Annotated in this window: 15 protein-coding genes; 8 read left to right on the forward strand and 7 right to left on the reverse strand. The window is 70.3% G+C overall.

Features of this window, described 5'->3' with window-relative positions; all coding sequences use genetic code 11:
* The first annotated feature begins 73 nt into the window (after positions 1 to 73).
* Positions 74 to 1,384: a hypothetical protein gene (locus tag ACIBO2_RS47755; protein ID WP_358554166.1), complete on the forward strand. Its 1,311-nt coding sequence runs from the start codon at positions 74 to 76 to the stop codon at positions 1,382 to 1,384.
* Here ACIBO2_RS47755 and ACIBO2_RS47760 read toward each other — a convergent pair.
* Entirely contained in the window at positions 1,360 to 2,790 is a 1,431-nt protein-coding gene (locus ACIBO2_RS47760; protein ID WP_397304450.1) for an alpha/beta hydrolase family protein, read from the reverse strand. The two genes, ACIBO2_RS47755 and ACIBO2_RS47760, sit on opposite strands and share 25 nt — an antisense overlap.
* Positions 2,791 to 2,870: 80 nt before the next feature.
* Between ACIBO2_RS47760 and ACIBO2_RS47765 the strand changes: the two genes are divergently transcribed.
* The 3 genes from ACIBO2_RS47765 to ACIBO2_RS47775 all read left to right on the forward strand — a co-directional run bounded on the left by ACIBO2_RS47765 (position 2,871) and on the right by ACIBO2_RS47775 (position 5,401).
* A complete protein-coding gene (locus tag ACIBO2_RS47765) occupies positions 2,871 to 3,437 on the forward strand; it encodes a helix-turn-helix domain-containing protein (protein WP_358554172.1) in 567 nt (188 codons plus the stop codon).
* 171 nt (positions 3,438 to 3,608) lie between these two features.
* Positions 3,609 to 4,748, forward strand: coding sequence for a sensor histidine kinase (locus ACIBO2_RS47770; protein WP_397304452.1), 1,140 nt, complete (start codon positions 3,609 to 3,611; stop codon positions 4,746 to 4,748).
* A complete protein-coding gene (locus ACIBO2_RS47775; protein WP_358554178.1) occupies positions 4,745 to 5,401 on the forward strand; it encodes a response regulator transcription factor in 657 nt (218 codons plus the stop codon). The genes ACIBO2_RS47770 and ACIBO2_RS47775 overlap by 4 nt, the downstream gene beginning before the upstream one ends.
* Here ACIBO2_RS47775 and ACIBO2_RS47780 read toward each other — a convergent pair.
* Positions 5,391 to 6,008 (reverse strand): DUF2306 domain-containing protein, encoded by a 618-nt coding sequence (locus tag ACIBO2_RS47780; RefSeq protein WP_397304453.1) that lies wholly within the window; start codon positions 6,006 to 6,008, stop codon positions 5,391 to 5,393. The genes ACIBO2_RS47775 and ACIBO2_RS47780 overlap by 11 nt on opposite strands.
* Before the next feature lie 285 nt (positions 6,009 to 6,293).
* Entirely contained in the window at positions 6,294 to 6,638 is a 345-nt protein-coding gene (locus ACIBO2_RS47785; RefSeq protein WP_397304454.1) for a hypothetical protein, read from the reverse strand.
* Positions 6,639 to 7,066: 428 nt separating this feature from the next.
* Here ACIBO2_RS47785 and ACIBO2_RS47790 point away from each other — a divergent pair, with 428 nt between their 5' ends.
* Entirely contained in the window at positions 7,067 to 7,870 is an 804-nt protein-coding gene (locus ACIBO2_RS47790; protein ID WP_358546433.1) for an NBR1-Ig-like domain-containing protein, read from the forward strand.
* A gap of 557 nt (positions 7,871 to 8,427) precedes the next feature.
* Here the strand turns inward: ACIBO2_RS47790 and ACIBO2_RS47795 are convergent.
* From ACIBO2_RS47795 to ACIBO2_RS47805, 3 genes are read right to left on the reverse strand one after another with little or no spacing between them, the layout of a single operon-like run.
* Entirely contained in the window at positions 8,428 to 9,324 is an 897-nt protein-coding gene (locus ACIBO2_RS47795) for a CDP-alcohol phosphatidyltransferase family protein (protein WP_358546436.1), read from the reverse strand.
* Positions 9,321 to 10,487 carry a CU044_5270 family protein gene (locus tag ACIBO2_RS47800; protein WP_397304455.1) on the reverse strand — a complete coding sequence of 389 codons (1,167 nt, stop codon included), beginning with the start codon at positions 10,485 to 10,487 and terminating at the stop codon, positions 9,321 to 9,323. Before ACIBO2_RS47800 ends, ACIBO2_RS47795 begins: the two co-directional genes overlap by 4 nt.
* The gene (locus ACIBO2_RS47805) at positions 10,480 to 11,052 is read right to left on the reverse strand and encodes an RNA polymerase sigma factor (protein WP_358546442.1); all 573 of its coding nucleotides are present in this window, start codon (positions 11,050 to 11,052) and stop codon (positions 10,480 to 10,482) included. The genes ACIBO2_RS47800 and ACIBO2_RS47805 overlap by 8 nt, the downstream gene beginning before the upstream one ends.
* Before the next feature lie 241 nt (positions 11,053 to 11,293).
* Here ACIBO2_RS47805 and ACIBO2_RS47810 point away from each other — a divergent pair, with 241 nt between their 5' ends.
* The 3 genes from ACIBO2_RS47810 to ACIBO2_RS47820 all read left to right on the forward strand — a co-directional run bounded on the left by ACIBO2_RS47810 (position 11,294) and on the right by ACIBO2_RS47820 (position 13,503).
* Positions 11,294 to 11,911: a TetR/AcrR family transcriptional regulator gene (locus ACIBO2_RS47810; protein ID WP_358546445.1), complete on the forward strand. Its 618-nt coding sequence runs from the start codon at positions 11,294 to 11,296 to the stop codon at positions 11,909 to 11,911.
* 45 nt (positions 11,912 to 11,956) lie between these two features.
* Complete coding sequence (locus ACIBO2_RS47815; RefSeq protein ID WP_358546448.1) at positions 11,957 to 12,535, forward strand: helix-turn-helix domain-containing protein; 579 nt, start codon at positions 11,957 to 11,959, stop codon at positions 12,533 to 12,535.
* Positions 12,536 to 12,642: 107 nt separating this feature from the next.
* Positions 12,643 to 13,503 (forward strand): SDR family NAD(P)-dependent oxidoreductase, encoded by an 861-nt coding sequence (locus ACIBO2_RS47820; protein WP_397304521.1) that lies wholly within the window; start codon positions 12,643 to 12,645, stop codon positions 13,501 to 13,503.
* Positions 13,504 to 13,664: 161 nt separating this feature from the next.
* Here ACIBO2_RS47820 and ACIBO2_RS47825 read toward each other — a convergent pair whose 3' ends face one another.
* Positions 13,665 to 16,484 carry an FtsX-like permease family protein gene (locus ACIBO2_RS47825; RefSeq protein WP_397304456.1) on the reverse strand — a complete coding sequence of 940 codons (2,820 nt, stop codon included), beginning with the start codon at positions 16,482 to 16,484 and terminating at the stop codon, positions 13,665 to 13,667.
* Positions 16,485 to 16,525: the final 41 nt, after the last annotated feature.

Genomic DNA, 16,525 nt, shown 5'->3' on the forward strand with positions numbered 1-16,525 from the left:
ACAGCGGGACAACAGCGACCTACCAGCGGGCGCCGCCATGGTCAGAGGACAACCTCCTCCGAAGGGACAACTCATGACATCGACCGACAGCATCCGGATGGGCGTGGCCCGCGGCATCCAGTACGGCCTGGTCGCCAAGCCCGACACGTTCGCCCCGCAGGCCCGCGACCTCGGCGCCGGGCTGCTGCGTATGTTCTTCTACTGGTCGCAGCTCGAACCCGAGCCGGGCCAGTACGACTGGAGCGCGGTGGACGCGGTCCTGGACCAGTTCGACGACGACACCGAGCTGTGGTTCATGATCTGCGCGGCCTCACCCTGGGGCTCGACCAGGTCGACCGACCTGCTCCCCGGCTCACCGCCCACCGACCCCGCCGCGTACGAGGCGATGCTGCGCGCCCTGGTAACGCACTGCGCCGGCCGCGTGCGCTACTGGCAGTGCGAGAACGAGCCGTGCATCCCGCTGTTCTGGGGCGGCACCGCCACCGAGTACCTCGACCTGCTGGCCCTGTTCCACCGGGCGGTCAAGAGCGCCGACCCACGGGCCGACGTCGTGCTCGGCGGCTGCCCGCCCGGCGTCTTCCCCGCCCCCGAGACCCCCGACGAGGAGCGGGACTTCTTCCTGCGGCTCGTCGCCGAGGGCGCTTACGACGTCTTCGACATCCACCTGTACGGCGACCCGTACCTGATTCCCGACACCATCGACGACATCCGCACCGTGATGCGCTCGTCCGGCCCCGAGAAGCCCATCCTGGCCGGGGAGTACAACGGCCCGCTCCTCTTCCAGTATCCGGAGGTGATGGAGCACCTGGCCGACGTCATGAACTCCGGCGCCATGACCCCTTGGCACACCTTCACCACTGCGGACTTCAGGGCGGGCCGGGCATCCGCCGCACCCGCCCGGGAGGCGATGGAGCGGCTGTACGCGCGGATGAGCGAGCTGCCGCCAACTCTGCAGATGTTCATGACGGGCTGCCCACCGGAGCTGGAGGCCGAGCGGCATCGGATCAACGCGCGCGACCTGGTGGTCCGCAACCTCCTGGCGATGTCCTGCGGCGTGCGGCGCACGGTCTGCTGGCAACTCGGCCCCGACGCGGACGCGCCCATGGCCCATCTCGAGATGCTGCAGTTGGTGTTCTCGAAGTTGATGCTGCTGGAGTCCGACGGCGAGACACTCGGTGCCCGTCATCCGAGCGCGGACGCCTTCGCCGAGCTGGCCGCGCGCCTCGACGGCGCCGAGAGCGTCCGGCGGGTCGACGTGCCGGACGCCTATCTGTTCGAGGTGACCCGGCCCGGCCGCCCATCGCTTTACGCGACCTGGGTACGCGGCGCGGAACAGGACATCGAATGGCGAACCGCCCCTCACGGAAGCAGCAGCCCCCAGTAGAGGGCCCACGGGAGGAACACCGCCCCACCGGCGAGCAGGAGCCCGAGCCGTACCCTCTCTCCTCGCTGCACAGTGGCGCGGACCCGGCGCCAGGCCAGCGCCGTACGGACGGTGGCGACCACGCAGGCCACCGCGAGGAGCTGCAACACCAGCCAGATCACCGGATGACCCGCGACCATGGGCCCGGGAGCGGCCAGCTTGCCACCGGTCATGACCACGTAGAACAGGTAGGCGAACGCCCCGAGCACCACCCCGAACCCGCCCGCGCTCACCAGCCGGGCGGCCCTGGACACCGGCGCCTGGGAAGCGCGGCGAAGCCGCCGCGCCAGCGCGACCACCGGGTAGGCCCCGAACCCGACCAGGAACACCAGCAAGGCCACGACCTGCATAAAGGCCGACTCCCACCAGGCCGGAGGATCCATCGGAATGGTCAGCGACGCCTGCGTGGGGGCCGGTCCATTCGTCTGAGCCGTGGGCGGCTTGCCGCCGGTCACGTCCTTCACCCAGGAGCCGACCAGATCGGCGTAGCCGGGGGCGAGCTCCTTCAGCCGGGTGACGCCGCCGTCAGGGGTCTGGTGTGCGGCATGATCGGCGTCGGGGAAGAACTGGAAGGTGTAGTGCCGATTCCCGCCCGCTTCGAGCGCCCCGGCGAACACCGGCGGGGTCTCCTTGGGCGGGGTCAGCAGGTCGTTCGTGCCCCAGATGCCGAGGACGGGCTGGCGCACCTTGGCGATGGTCGGCGCGGGATCGTAGTAGGGCTCGGGGAACATGCCGCCGTCGGCGATCGCCGTGTACAGCTTGGGCTCGGCCCGCTCGACGAGCGACCCCGACACCCCCGCCTTCCGCAGCCCGGCCGCCACCGCCCAGGTCTGCTGCCGCAACGGTGCCAGCCCGTTGGCGCCCACGAGCACGATGAAGGCGACCTCCTTCGAGCGAGAGGCCGCGATCGGCACCACCCAGCCGCCCTCGCTGAGCCCCCACAACCCGACCTTCGCCGGATCCACGCCCGGCCGCGCACGCAGCGCGGCCACGGCGCCGAGCGCGTCGTCGGCCAGCTGCGAGTAGGACCGGGTGAAGAGCGAGTAGCCCACTGATCGCTTGTCGTAGATCAGCACGGACAGCCCCCGGCGGGCGAACTCGACCGCCTCACCCAGAAGCTGCTTGCGGGGCGTTCCGGTGCCGGCGCCGTGCACCAGCACGATCCCCGGCCGGTCGGCCTTCGCCCCAGCCGGGGTCAGCACCGTGCCGTGCAGGTCGAGCCCGCCGCTACCCCGGAAGCTCACCTCGGCCGCGCTCAGATCAGGGGGTACGACGAGCGGTGATGGTTCGGCCACCGCGACAGCCGACGGGACGAGCAGACACAGGGCCATGGCCGCTGCCGCCGCTCCAGCAAGAATCCGTCTCATATGCCGAAGCTACTCTGCAGAGACATCTCGGCAAAGGCTTCTCTGCAGATATCGTTCGGCAGGAGGATAGGCTGCTCCTCATGAAGGATGACGAGGCGTTCACGCTCGACGACCCGGCGAGGCTCAAGGCCCTCGCCCATCCGATGCGCCGGCTCATGCTGCGCCACCTCAACGTGCACGGCCCCGCGACCTCGACCACCCTCGGCGAACTCCTCGACGCCAAGACCGGCACGACCAGCTACCACCTGCGCCAGCTGGAGAAGTACGGCTTCATCGAGGAGATCCCCGAACGCTCGACCGGCAGGGAGCGCTGGTGGCGCCGCGCCCCCGAAGCCCCGAGAGACATGCGCGCGCCCACCCCGGACCAACTCGCCCCCGAGGACCGCCCGGTGCTGGCCGAATTCCACCGGATCGGCATGGACGAGGACCGCGTGCTCTTCGAGCGCTTCCCCGCCGCCTACCACCGCGACCCGGACTGGGCGAAGGCATCACGCGGCCTGGGCCGAATGACGAAGCAGGAGTTCGCCGAGTTCTACGAGGAGTACATTGCCCTGCTCCTGAGGTACAGCCACCGCGCCGAGGACGCACCCCCGGACGCCCGCCCCCTGTACATCCGCCTCTTCGCCCTCCCCGCAGACGAGGATTGACCAAGCCCTCGCCAAGACAACTCACCTGCGCGCACGACGCTCACCGGGCGGGAAACGCCCTGCCCCACCCGCTGTAGCCGAGGGCCGCGCCGGTCTTGGGGCGTCTCGCGACATGTGCTTGTCGTACCTGGGGCTGATCCGGAGTGGCACCGGCTCTCGTACCATGACCCTGTGCGCGGTCTCATTCGTTCGGTGTGGGACGAGCCCCGTCCTCCCAACCCCGCGCCGCGGGGGTGGCGGGACTGGGCGCTGGTGGGGGGGTTGGTGGCGGTCGCGGTGCTCGAAGGAGCGTTGCGGCCGGATCTTCCGTGGCGGGCCCTCTCGGTGATCGTCACTGTCGGGCTGGCGACGACGTTGTTGTGGCGTCGCAGCAGACCGCTGCTGATGATCGTGATCGCCTTCGGTGCCATGACCCCGGTCCCCTTGCTGACGGGCGGCTACTCGCCAGAGACGTACACCATGGCGTTTCTGCTGTTGCTGGCCTACTCCTTGTTCCGGTGGGGATCCGGACGCGAGGCGGTGATCGGGTCGACGATCATCCTGGTCAAGATCTGCTTCTCGATGGTCTCCGACTACCCCGGTCCCAGCGATGCCGTCGGCGGGGTCACCGTGGTGTTCCTGGTGGGCGCCCTGGGCGTGGCCTTCCGCTACCGGGCCAAGGCCAGGATGCGCGAGCTCGACCAGGTCAAGTTGCTCGAACGCGAACAGCTGGCCCGCGACCTGCACGACACCATCGCTCATCACGTCTCGGCGATGGCCATCCGCGCGCAGGCCGGTCTGGCCACCTCGGCGTCGCGACCGAGCGCCGCGACCGAGGCGCTGCAGGTGATCGAGGCGGAGGCGGCGCGCGCCTTGGCCGAGATGAGCGCCATGGTCCGCGTCTTACGCCGCGACCAGCCGGCCGGCCTGGCGCCCGGGCGGCGGGTCACCGATCTCCAACAGCTCGCCGGCCCAGGCGGCTCCGGTCCCTCCGTTGACGTGGAGATCTCGGGCGACGTCGACGACCTGCCCCCCTCGGTCGGTGCCGCGATCTACCGCCTGGCCCAGGAGTCGGTCACCAACGCCCGGCGCCACGCGCGTCACGCCACCCGCGTCCAGGTCCGCCTGACCGCCGACGACACCTCGGTGCACCTGCGCGTCAGCGACGACGGCGACGGCAGCCTCATCCGCCCGGCCGCGTCGCCGGGTTACGGACTCATCGGCATGATCGAACGCGCCGACCTGCTCGGCGGCACCTGCGTGGCCGGCCCGAACCCCGATCGAGGCTGGAGCGTGACCGCCGTACTCCCTCGAAACGGATCGGCCCCATGAGCATCCGCGTGATCGTCGCCGACGACCAGGAGATCGTCCGCACCGGCCTCATGATGATCCTCGACGCCCAGCCGGGCATCGAGGTCATCGGCCAGGCCGCCGACGGGCGGCGAGCCGTCGAGCTCGCCCGGCGCCTACGCCCCGACGTGTGCCTGTTCGACATCCGCATGCCCGTCCTTGACGGCATCGAAGCCACCCGGTCCCTGGCCGGGCCGACCGTCGAGGACCCTCTGGCCGTCGTCGTCATCACCACGTTCGACCTGGACGAGTACGTCTACGCCGCCCTGAGAGCCGGCGCCCGGGGTTTTCTGCTCAAGAACGCCGGCGCCGAGCTGCTCTCCCAGGCCGTCCACGCCGCCGCCAACGGCGACGCGCTCATCGCCCCGAGCATCACCGCACGACTGCTCGGCGCCTTCACCCGCGCCGGACCGACCGCACCACCGGTCCACCCCATCGAGGCGCTCACCGAGCGAGAAGAACAGATCCTGACCACCGTGGCACGTGGCCGAACCAACAGCGAGATCGCCGACCAGCTGCACATTTCCCTCAGCACCGTCAAATCCCACATCGCTAGCCTGATGGCCAAACTCGGCGCCCGCAATCGCGTCGAGATCGCCATGTGGGCGTATGAGACCAACCGCATCAAGAACTAACTCGGCGTGCATTGGCCGGTCGCCTACGGATGATCCATTCAGCCACGGCGACGTTGATCACCCACCCAGCGCCCATGAGCAGCCCTCTGGGCAGCTCGCCAGGTGTGCCGAAGAACAGGAACCACGGCAGGTGGGTCAGCGCCTGCGTCCCCGCACCCAGGGCGATCGCATACCCGCGCATCATCCAGGCGCGGTGCCGGGCGAAGTCCCGCCGCCGGATCGCGGCGAGGCCGAGGCCGAGGGACAGCAACATGGCCGTGCCGAACACCAGCCGGAAGCCGGTGACGAGATCACCATCCCCCGCAGGGCGGGGATAGAACAGGGTCATCCACAGACCCGTCAGCGCTACGACGAATCCACATGGCACCAGCACCCGCCCGGCGACGCGATGCCACCCCGGCCTCCGGCGGCGGAACCCGGAGGCGAACTGAAACGCCCCCAGAAGGCTGTACACAGTGACGCTGATGATGTGCAGCACCACGGGCAGGGGCATCGCGAAGAACCGAGCGTTCTCCGGCGTGATCGCCGCACCGCCGGTCAACTGGGTCAGGCGGAAGGCTCCGGCCGCCACGGGAATGGCGCTGAGCAAGATCAGCGCGGTGGGCACGAGCCATCCTGCCCGCGTGGACGGGGTTGTAGCGCGAGTCCCTGCTCTGCGCCGATCATCCGTCGGCCGGCCGCCTTGAGGGGGTTGCCGGAAAGGGGGGCGTACCGTCGTGATCTCGTCGCTCATAACCCCGATTGTGCGGACTGAGGCGGTGGCGGCTCATCGATAGAACGGCCCGTTCTGAGCTGGCCGATCGTCCGGAAATCAGGCGTACTTTCGGCTGATCGGCGGGCCCGGGGTGCGGCGCGTGTCCGCGCCGCACCCCCAAGCGCCTGCCCCCGCAGGCTAGGCGCGGCCTCCGTCCTTAATGGACACGATCGAAGCGGTCTGGAACCTCTTATGGCCCTTCCCATCGGACTTGACCACCGCTGTGTAGTTCTTGTACGTCCAGCCGAGGCTGTACTTGATCTTCAGCTTGCGCTTGTTGCCGCACCGGTTGTGCCAGTACACCGTCACGGAGCTGTTGCCGTCTCCCCAGGACCAGGCGAAGCAGCCACTGACACCGCGATGGACGTCCGCCGCCGCCGGAGCGGCGCCAAGGCCGACACCAAGTCCGGCGACGACGACGGACGAGGCGGCGACGACGGCGACTCGGGTACGCAGGCTCGCCATACGAGAACGGGTGGACATGAGAAATCTCCTTCTCTTCTGGAGTGATGCGGTCACTTCGCTGAGGCGAGGCAGCTGAGGACAACGCGCTTAGGAGAGATGCGCTTGGGGGGCGCCGGTGCCGCGCGGGTGTGTTCGCCGAGGAACCTCCGCCACGATGCCATCAGGGGTTCGGGGCCGGCCAGCGATCTTTGTCCAAGGCTGCGCCACGGGGCCGACGTTGGACATTGGACAAATCACGCCCGGGCGTCGACCTGCGGTGATCTGAACTGATCGTTGACTTGTCGCGTCAGATAATTTGGGAAGGCACTGCCAGATGCGGAGGCGTCGGCAGTGTCGCGATCGAACGGAGGGAAGCGTGAACGGGGGGAAGTGGGGCCGGGGTGCAGGCTCAGGATCGTAAGCGTCGGGGGCGGCAGCCGAAACGTCCTGACCCGGATTCGGGCGCGGTGGGGGCCTTCGCCGACCGGCTCCTGAAGCTGAAAGAGGAAGCCGGCGATCCCTCGTACGCCGAGATGTCCGCTCGGCTCGGCGCGGCGGCCTCGAAGTCGTCGCTGGCCAGCGCGGCCCAGGGGCGGAAGTTGCCGAGTTGGGAGACCGCGTGGGAGTTCGTCCGGGTCCTCGCGGTTGATCGGCTGGGGCGTGATCCCGAGGCGACCGAACGGGAGTGGCGGGAGCTCTGGGAGAGCGCGAAGGCGGTCCCGTCCACTGACGACGAGCCCGCGCCGGCGCCGCCGACCATCGCAACCGAAGTCGTCCAAGCTCCGGTGCCGTTCGCGCGGCGGAACCGCGTCCTCATCAGCGCCATGATCGCGACTGCGATCATCTTGGTCGGCCTGGGCGGCTTCTATCTGACGACGAACGCGACCCAGGATGATCCCCCGGCGCCGCCGACGGCGAGCACGCCCGCGAAGGATGATTCCGCATTCGTGGGTGACATCACGTACCCGGACGGCTCGGAAGTGCGGCCGGGCTCGTCGTTCAAGAAGGTGTGGCGGATTCGCAACATCGGGACGACGTCCTGGGCGGGCAGGCGTCTGGCTCGTATCAACACCGGCCCCTGCCGATCCCCCGAATCGGTGCCCATCCCGCCGACCGCACCTGGCCAGACCGCGGACATCGCGGTACAGGTCCGCGCTCCGGACAAACCCGGCAACTGCCGCATCTACTGGAAGATGACCGATGCGCAGGGCCGGGAGCTGTTCCCGGACAAGCGGCCGGTGTTCCTGGACGTTCGGGTGAGCGCGCCCTGACTGACCTGCTGGTAAGGCGCTCTCAGCCGTCGACCGGCTCTGAATCCCTCGCCCCGTTGCCTCCGGACACCAGGTTCGCCGCCGGCCTCGTCCGCGAGGCTCAGGAAGTGGACGACCAGCGGAAGATCCTCCGCACGGTGGAAAGCCTCCTGTCTCGTACGGTGGACGTCTCCCCCGCCTGCGGCCTGGGCAGACGTTCACCGCAGGATGCCCGGCGCGTCCTGGAAAGGGCGGTCGCACTGGCCGAATTATGAGGGATGCCCCGCCTTCCGCATCGCCGCCCCCGAACCGGCACTTTCCAACTTTTCCGGTGGTGGATGAACCTACGAGCCCCGCGCCGCCGTACCCCTTTCTGAGTGGGCCGGCTCATCCCACGGCCCGCACCTCCCCCCGCACCCGACAACTGCCCGATCGAGTGTCCCGACCGAGGTGTCGGCTCCGTCCACGGATGCCCCAACCGGCGGCTTCCCACGCGGCCCACATCCCATGCCGCACAGACGAGTCGACGCCGACCGAGGAACCCCGACATCGGGTGATCGGGGGCGGGGGTTCACGCGCTAGCCCTGCGGCTGAGCCAACGGTGCTGTGGGCCGAGAGCGGATCTTCGCCAGTGCGCGGGTGAGGTCCCGGGAGGACAGGTAGAGCTTGAACATGATCGCGGCCTCGAAGACCAGCAGGAGGGCCGCCGTGCCGATGGTCACCGGCACGATCCACCCGGTGAGCGGACCGACGATGAACACCGCCATCTGGAACTCGATGCCGCTGATCAGATGAGCTCGGACGCGGTGGTCGCGCAGCCAGTCGCGGATGCGGATGTACCAGGCGAAGTGCGCGCGGAAGTTCTGCTGCAGGTCCACCGAGTCGGCGGAGCGGATCTCGCCCGATTCGAGACCCGTCTCTGGCTGCTCCAAGGAGACGGCGGGGACGCCGGTGACCTGCTCGATCGCCTCGTCCAGTTTGCGGCGCATCTGGCGGCGTACCTTCGCGATCTGGAGCGCGTCAACGTACCGGAGCATGTCGAGGAAGACGACGAGCATGCCGAGGACGAGGTAGAACTCCTCACCGGTGCTCTCGAAGCGCCCCCACATGAGCGCCAGGGCGCAGGTGAGCACCCGGATGCGGTCGAAGACGTAGTCGAGCCAGCCCCCCAGCACGGTGCCGGTGCCCTTGAGCCGGGCGATCTTGCCGTCCACGCAGTCCAGCACGAAGCTCAGGTGATACAGGACGGCGCCGGCGGCCAGCCATGCCCAACCGTCGGCCATCAGGAAGCAGCCCGCCGAGCCGAGCCCGAGTAAGAAGGCGCCCCAGGTGATCTGGTTCGGCGTGATGGCGGTACGGTTCGCCAGGCCGACCACCAGACGACCGGCGAGCGGATCGACCAGGAACACCGTCCACCAGGCGTCCCGCGCCTTGTAGGTCAGCGTACGCACGTCGTCCAAAGTGAAGGTTGTCACTGTGCGGGCCCTTCGTCCGTCCATCCGATTTGCTGATATGCGATGAAAGAGCCAATTTCGACGTCTCGGCCGTCGGCCACCCGGCTGACGCTCCTCGTCTCCGTGGCCAGCGGCAGCCCGCTCTCCGCGTCGATGACGAGCCGCTCGTCGCTGAGCCGGCCGTCCCTCATCACCTGGTAGCTCAGGGCCTGGCCGGCCCGGCCGAGCGGGTCGGTGACCGCGCCCTCCGGCTTCATGCCGGGCATCGAGGCCAGGATCTGGTACGCCGAGGCACGCACCTCGGGCGGGACCGGCAGCCCAGTGATGATCTCCAGGCAGCTCTCGCGCAGCTCGGCCTCCATCTCGCGCCCGACATACGCGCCGTTCTCCCGGGCGATGTGGGTCACGAGGAAGGCGCGCAGCGCCGTGGGGTCGCTCGGGATCGTACTCAGGGCCGTCCAGCTGACCAGTTGCTTGGTCAGGATGCCGTCCGCGTTCCGCCATCCGACGCGGTGCGGTCCACCCTGCGGCGGACCGGGCGCCGCCTCCACCAACGCCTGCGGGGAGACGCGGCCCAGGCCGGTCACGTCCGCCGGGTACTGCCAGCGGCTCGGCGACCCGGCGCTTCGCCACGCGGCCTCGTCCTGGGGCGTCGCCGGTCGCGCGCCGAGGTACCGGCCGGTCCAGCGATCCTGCGCGCCGTTCTTCCTGGTGAGCCACGTCTGACGGGTGGACTGGCGCTTGACGACGTACCGGCGATCGGGAGCGAGGATCAGCTGCCCGGTCACGACGCTGGTGCGCCAGTAGGCGCCGTCGGACGGCGCCGTGGCCATCGCGATCGCCGCGGCGAGCAGGATCTGCCTGGCGGTCGGCGGAGCGGAGGCGGACACGGCCGGAACGGGCGAGAGGTCGATCAGCGAGTTCGAGGGCACGGCCACGGCGAGCGCCAGCGCGACCGCCGACGCCGCCCCGATCAACCCGTTACGGACCGGCGCCCACCACCGCGACCGTGCTCTTCGAACCGGTACGCGTTGAGGCGCTCGTTGAGGAGCTCGAGGTGGCGCGGCCAGCGCCGCCTGCAGCCTGGCTCGGCCGGAGTCGACGACCTCGGACGAAGGACCGGGCATCGAGAGGAGATCGCGTACGGCGGCCAGCTCGTCCGGGCGGTCGTTCAGCTCATCCATCGAACCCTCCGATCATCGGATTGATGCCGCCCAGGGCTCTGCGGAGCTTCTTACGCACCCGGTTGAGCCGGGAGCCGACGGTCCCGAACGGAATGTCGAGCGTATGCGCGACCTCCTCATAGGTGAGGTCGGCGAGCGCGACGAGGAGGAGCACGTCGCGATCACCCGCGGAGAGACGTCCAAGCGCTGTCGCGAGCCGCCCCTGTGCGTTCGCGGCGGCCACCCTCGCCGTCACCCTGTCCTCGTGCCCGTCGTCTGCCACTTCGCCGGCGGGTGCCCGCTGAAAAGCCGCCAGCCTGCGCGTTTCGCTCCTTCGATGCTGAGCGAGCAGGTTGGTGGCGATCCCGTACAGCCAAGGCCGTACGGCACCGCGAGCGGAGTCGAACGTCTGCCGTTTCCTGAACGCCACCAGGAACGTCTCGGCGGCCAGATCATCGGCGATCTGGGTGCCGAGCCGTCCGGAGACGTACCGGTGTATCTCTTCGAAGTAGCGGTCGTAGAGCACGGCGAACGCTTCCGGGTGGTGCCATGACCGCTCGATGAGCGCGGCGTCATCGTCTGTCACGGGCACGTCCGGGGGAGCGGCCATTCGCATGGTGTCCCTTCTGTGGGGTACACCTCTATTCCGCCGAAGCCTTGCCTCCTCTTCACACTTCTTTCAAAATCAACACGAAGTTTCCCGAAATATCCCCTGACGTCCCTTAAATGCCTGTACGGCGGGCGGCCCGCTCCGCCGCTCGGACTTTTACCCGCCCTTGCCGATCGAGCGGTAGGCCGGGCGACAGCGCGGTCCTATGGTCGCGTCCATGGCCTCTCCAGAAGAGAACGAGCGGGAGCTCATCCTGCGGGTCGCGACCAGACTGTTCGCCGCGCTCGGCCACGACGGCGTCTCCATAGGTCAGATCGGTGAGGCCGCCGGGCTGACCACGGCCGCCATCACCCCGCATTTCCCCACCAAACGCCACCTCTACCTGGCGGTCATGAAGCGCGCTCAGCAGGTTCTCTCGGCCGTCATCGACAAGAGAGCCGGCGAACTGAAGGCCGCCGCACCCGAGGAGCGGCCGGCCGCCCTCCACCGGTTCATCGACGGTTACATCGACCTGTGCGTCGAGCATCCCGAGGTTCCCGCGCTGTGGATGCACCGATGGCTCTCCGACGCCAGTGACATCGAAGAACTGGAGTCACTCTCCGCTCAGCCGCTGGCCCAGTACGCCGTCGACAGCATCGCCGCCCTGGCGGACCCCGTACACGCCGACGCGCAGCTCACCACGTACACGATGGTCTGGTGCATCCAAGGGTTCTCACTGAGCGGGATCCTCGACACGACAGGACAACGCCGCCGCCCCGACGACCCCGACGCACTGCGGCGCTTCCGCGCTCACATGCACCAACTGCTCGGACGCCTTCTGGGCCTCGCCAACTGATCGGGCCGAGCCTGTGAACACTGAAAAGCTCATTAGGCTGATCCTGTGGCACCGAAGGCCGGACAGGGGACAGCATTGCGCGCGGACGCCGCGCGCAATCGCGCACGGGTGTTGCGGGTCGCCCGTGAACAGCTGGCCGCAGGTGACGACTCGCTCCAGCTGAACACCATCGCCCGGCTCGCGGGGGTGGGTGTCGGGACCGTTTACCGGCATTTCCCCAACCGCCACGCGCTCCTGGAGGCGCTGTCCGCCGAACGCTTCCAGCAGCTCGTCACCGAGGCGCAGAACGCGGCGGCCGACGAGGATGCCTTCACAGGTCTGCACCGCTTGCTGCGTTTCGCGCTTGGACGCGCGCTGGACGACGCCGGGTTCGCTGCCGTGCTCGAATCCGCCGGCGACGCTGGGGCACAGACCTCGGCGATGAAGACCGAGCTAGACCGCGCCATCGAGAAACTGCTCGATCGCGCCCGTGACGCCGGCGCCGTCCGGCACGGCCTGGAGGCGGACGACATCCGCCGCCTGCTCTGCGGCGTCCAACACGCGGTCCGCTCCGGTGACGACGACCCCAGGTACGCCGAGCTCTACCTCGACGTCCTCCTTGAGGGCCTGCGCCCGCCGCGCTGAAGCTCCAATAACCGGATATTTATCCGCTTGTGCTACGGTGCGCCAAGGAAACCGGATAGTTATCCGATTAGGCGACGAAGGGCGGGACCGTGACTCGATGGGCGGTAGTGACGGCGGGGACCGGCGGAATCGGCTTGGAAACCGCAATCGGGCTGGCGACGGCCGGTTACGCAGTCACCGTGGTCGGCCGGAGCGCCGAGCGCGGCGCCCAAGCGATCGAGCGAATCGGCGCCGTGGTTCCCGGAGCGGAGGCGAAATTCGTGGCGGCCGACCTCGCATCGCTCGACGCCGTACGAGCGCTCGCAGCCCGGCTGGCAGCGGAGGGGCCGCTGAGCCTTCTGATCAACAACGTCGGGGCGATGTTCTCCGACCGGCAACAGACGACGGATCGGATCGAAGCGACGTTCGCCGTCAACCATCTCTCCCCCTACCTGCTGACCGAGCTGCTGCTGGCACCACTCCAGGCCGGCGGGCCGAGCCGGATCGTGAATGTCACCTCTGGCTCGATCAGGGTCGCCAAGCGCACCTTCGCGGCGGTCGATCCGCCGGGCGGCTACTACGGCTTTCACTGGTACGGCCGGGCGAAGCTCGCCAACCTCGCGTACACGCTGGACCTGGCCGAGCGACTGCGAGGCACGGGCATCTCGGTCTTCGCGGCCGACCCTGGCGGCGCCGCCACCGACATGACCGACGGCACCATGCGCTCACCCAAGATCGTCTCGCCGGGTCTACGCCTGCTCTGGCCGCTGGTCCGCCGTACTTTCGAACGCGCCACCTCCGGCCCGGCGTCCGTGGCCGCCCAGCCGTCGATCCTCGCCGCGACCGACGCCTCACTGGACGGGCAGACCGGCCTGGTCATCGGACCCGAGGCCCGACCCGTCGCCCCTTTCCGCGCCAGCCGCGACCCCCGAACGGTCCAAGCCGTCCTCAATCTCAGCCGGCAACTGGCTCCCCTTACCCTCACCTGAGTTTCGCGACCTCGCCCCCTGCCGAACCACGGTCCGACAACTGATCGCCCATCGTTTGAGCCCTCTTTGAGGGAGCTAACACAGTGAAGGGCATCCTCAAAGGAGCCTCAAACGAAGCACGTCTGGCGCAGGAAGGGCGCCTGCCAGGCCGCGGGCGCCGGCTATCCGTCGCCCGCGCGCAGCACCTCGCTCAGCCGCCGGCGGCGCCGCAGCGCCGACTCGATCGGCACCACGACGGCGACCGCCACCAGCAACGCGACGGTCACCAGGCCGAGCCGCCACCACGGCAGCACCAGGGCCGGGTCGGCGGCCTGCCCGGTGAGCAGCCGCAGCGCGAGCGAGCCGAGCATCAGGCGGGCGAGCAGCACCCCGAGCAGTGGACCGACCACGGCGGCGACCATCACCGGCGGCAGCAACTCCCCCGCGGCGATCCACCGGGCGTCCCGTGGCCGCAGGCCGAGGGTACGCAGCCGAGTCAGGGTCTGCCATCGCTCCGGCGCGCTCGCGGAAGCGCCGAGAGCCAGGCCCAGCAGCCCCAGGGCCAGCAGAGTCGCGGCCGAGACCCACGCCAACGTCAGCAGCCCCGATGTCAGCGGCGCCGCGCGGCGGGCGCGCAGCACGTCCTCGCGCAGCACGGTGTCCGCGTCGACGCCGCTCGCGGCGACCGCTCGCGCCGCTCCGGGGCCGGTCACCCACACCGTGTCGGGTACGGAGGGCATGCCCGCGGCTTGGAGGGTAGCAGCGTCCACGAGGACGACGTCACCGGCGTCGCCGATGGCGGGTGCCGTACCGACGGCGATGAGCCGGATGGCCGGAGCACCGTCCCGGAGCAGTTCCAGCCGCATGCCCGGCCGCAGGCCGCCGTCGCCGGAGCGCACCAGGGCCGGCACGTCCCCGTGACCGGTCGCCCCGAGCCGGGCGAGCGCCGGCGCGTCCGGCAGCGGGGTGGCGGCGAGCAGCCGCCGGAACGCGGAGGCGTCCACGATCACCAGACGCGGAGCGACGACCAGTGAGCCGGCGACGACCCGCGCCCGGTCGGTGACTTGCGCGGCGACGGCCTGCCGGACTCCTGGCGCGGCGGCGATGCGCCGGGACAGGGCAGGCGTGGAGGCCGCCGCGGCGGGGACGACGTCGAGGCGGGCATCGGCGCCGACGGTGCGCCACGCGCCCTCGGCCAGGCCGTCGGCGGCGGTGGCGTCCAGGGTGAGCGCGAACGACGCCAAAGCGGCGGAGGTCACCAGGACCAGAAGCGGCAGCGCACGCCCGGACGTCGCGACCGCCCGCGCGGTGCCGAAGACCGCCAGCGGACGGCGTGAGCGCAAGGCCCGCTTGAGCACCAGACCCAGCCCCGCGGGGAGCAGCCGCAGCAGGACGAGCGCGCCGACGAGAACGCCAAGAACGGGCGCGCTCGCGGGCAGCGGTCCGCCATCCCCCAGCCCGAGCCCCAGACCGGCCACGTCGGCGCCAGCGCCAGCGCCGGGGGCGGAGGCGGCCGGGAGGATTCCGCGCTGGTGCAGCGCGACAAAGGCGGCCACCGCGGCGATCAGTACCGCAGCCTCAAGGGCGGCGCGGCGCAGTTGGACGGTGTGACGGGCCCAGCGGCGCGCGGTCCGGTTGGCCGGGACCCGCCGGTCGCGGGTGGCGCGGGCGGCGGCGAGCGTACCGAATGCCGGACCGGCGACGACGGCGGTGAGCACCACGGGGACCACCCACTCCCAGGAGGCGCCCGGGACGACCGCGCGGGACAGCGCGAGCCCGGCCGCGGCGGCCGACAGCGCCACCACGGCCGACTCGACCAGCAACTCGGCACCGAGCGTCGGCAGGGCCGCGCCCCGTTGCCGTGCGGCCTCCAGTGCCGGGGCGCGGCGACGCACCAGCAGGTCGGCGGCGAGCAGCAGCACCAGGACCGCGACGGCCAGCACGCCGGTGAGCAGGACCGACGCCTGCGCGGACGCGGCGCCGACCTGGGTTCTGATGTTCCGCAGTACGCCGTCGAGCCCCGTCTCCCACTTCAGGGAGCCGTCGAGGGCGCCGGAGGAGCCGGAGGTCGCCTTGAGCGCGACCACCTTCGCGGAGACCGCCTGGGCGGAGTCCCAGGTGATCCGGTTCGGGTCGGGGGTGAACCGGACGACGCGCCGCAGCGCGTCCTGGTCGAAGGCGAGGCGGGCATCGGGCAGGGAGTCGGGTGACAGCAGGCCGGCGAATCGGGTGGAGCCCACACCATCCGCGCCGGAGACGGGACGCAGCAGCGCGGGGGCCGATCCCCAGGCGGGATCGGTGCTATCCGTCGCCCGGAAGATGCCGCTGACCAGGACCTTCTTGACGCCTCCCGCGTCGTCCTTGAGCGGGATGCGCGCGCCGGGACGCAGCTTGAGCGCGTCGGCGTCCGCTTCCGACAGACCGACCTGCACCGGCCAGGGCGCCCCCGTGACGGGAACCTCTGCGTGGTTGTCCGCCTCAGGGACGGCGGGCCGAGGCGGACCACCCGCGATCCAGGTCACGTGCGGGCCACCCTCGGCGCCCTCGCCCTTCGCCAGGTAGGCGAGCTGGAAGGTGCGCAGCACGCTGCCATCAGTGATCTTGAGCGTGGGGCTGATGACGGTGGCGACGGGCGGACGCAGCGCGGCCCGCAGGCCGGGTCCGAGTTCGTCCGTCGCCCTGTCGCGGAAGTCGTCGACGTCCTCGGCGAGCCGGGGAGCGCGGACGCGTCCGCCGTTGGGCCCGTCATCGCGTTCCATACGGGCCTCAACAAGGACGTCACCGTCGCCGCCGGCGCGGCGGACCCCGTCCTGAACGGCCTCGTCGGCGGTCGCGCGCAGCAGCGGCGGTACGACGCCGGCGAGCAGAGTGACGACCGCCACGACCGCGGCGGCCAGGAGCAGCGACCCGGCGTCGGCACGGGCGCGCCCACGGATGCTGGGCCAGTGCAGGGCGGGCGGCCACCAGCGACCGGCCGGCCACAGGCGGGCGCGCCACCTCACGACACCACCCGCGGATGCCTCACGAGGCCGTGCCCGCATGT

The sequence above is a fragment of the Nonomuraea sp. NPDC050022 genome, from assembly GCF_044460705.1.
Lineage (GTDB): Bacteria > Actinomycetota > Actinomycetes > Streptosporangiales > Streptosporangiaceae > Nonomuraea.

What these genes read in the sequence shown, in the direction of transcription:
- ACIBO2_RS47755 (WP_358554166.1), top strand. Translation starts at nt 74, where the DNA reads ATGACATCGACCGACAGCATCCGGATGGGCGTGGCCCGCGGCATCCAG.
- ACIBO2_RS47760 (WP_397304450.1), bottom strand. Translation starts at nt 2,790, where the DNA reads ATGAGACGGATTCTTGCTGGAGCGGCGGCAGCGGCCATGGCCCTGTGT.
- ACIBO2_RS47765 (WP_358554172.1), top strand. Translation starts at nt 2,871, where the DNA reads ATGAAGGATGACGAGGCGTTCACGCTCGACGACCCGGCGAGGCTCAAG.
- ACIBO2_RS47775 (WP_358554178.1), top strand. Translation starts at nt 4,745, where the DNA reads ATGAGCATCCGCGTGATCGTCGCCGACGACCAGGAGATCGTCCGCACC.
- ACIBO2_RS47785 (WP_397304454.1), bottom strand. Translation starts at nt 6,638, where the DNA reads ATGTCCACCCGTTCTCGTATGGCGAGCCTGCGTACCCGAGTCGCCGTC.
- ACIBO2_RS47800 (WP_397304455.1), bottom strand. Translation starts at nt 10,487, where the DNA reads ATGGATGAGCTGAACGACCGCCCGGACGAGCTGGCCGCCGTACGCGAT.
- ACIBO2_RS47810 (WP_358546445.1), top strand. Translation starts at nt 11,294, where the DNA reads ATGGCCTCTCCAGAAGAGAACGAGCGGGAGCTCATCCTGCGGGTCGCG.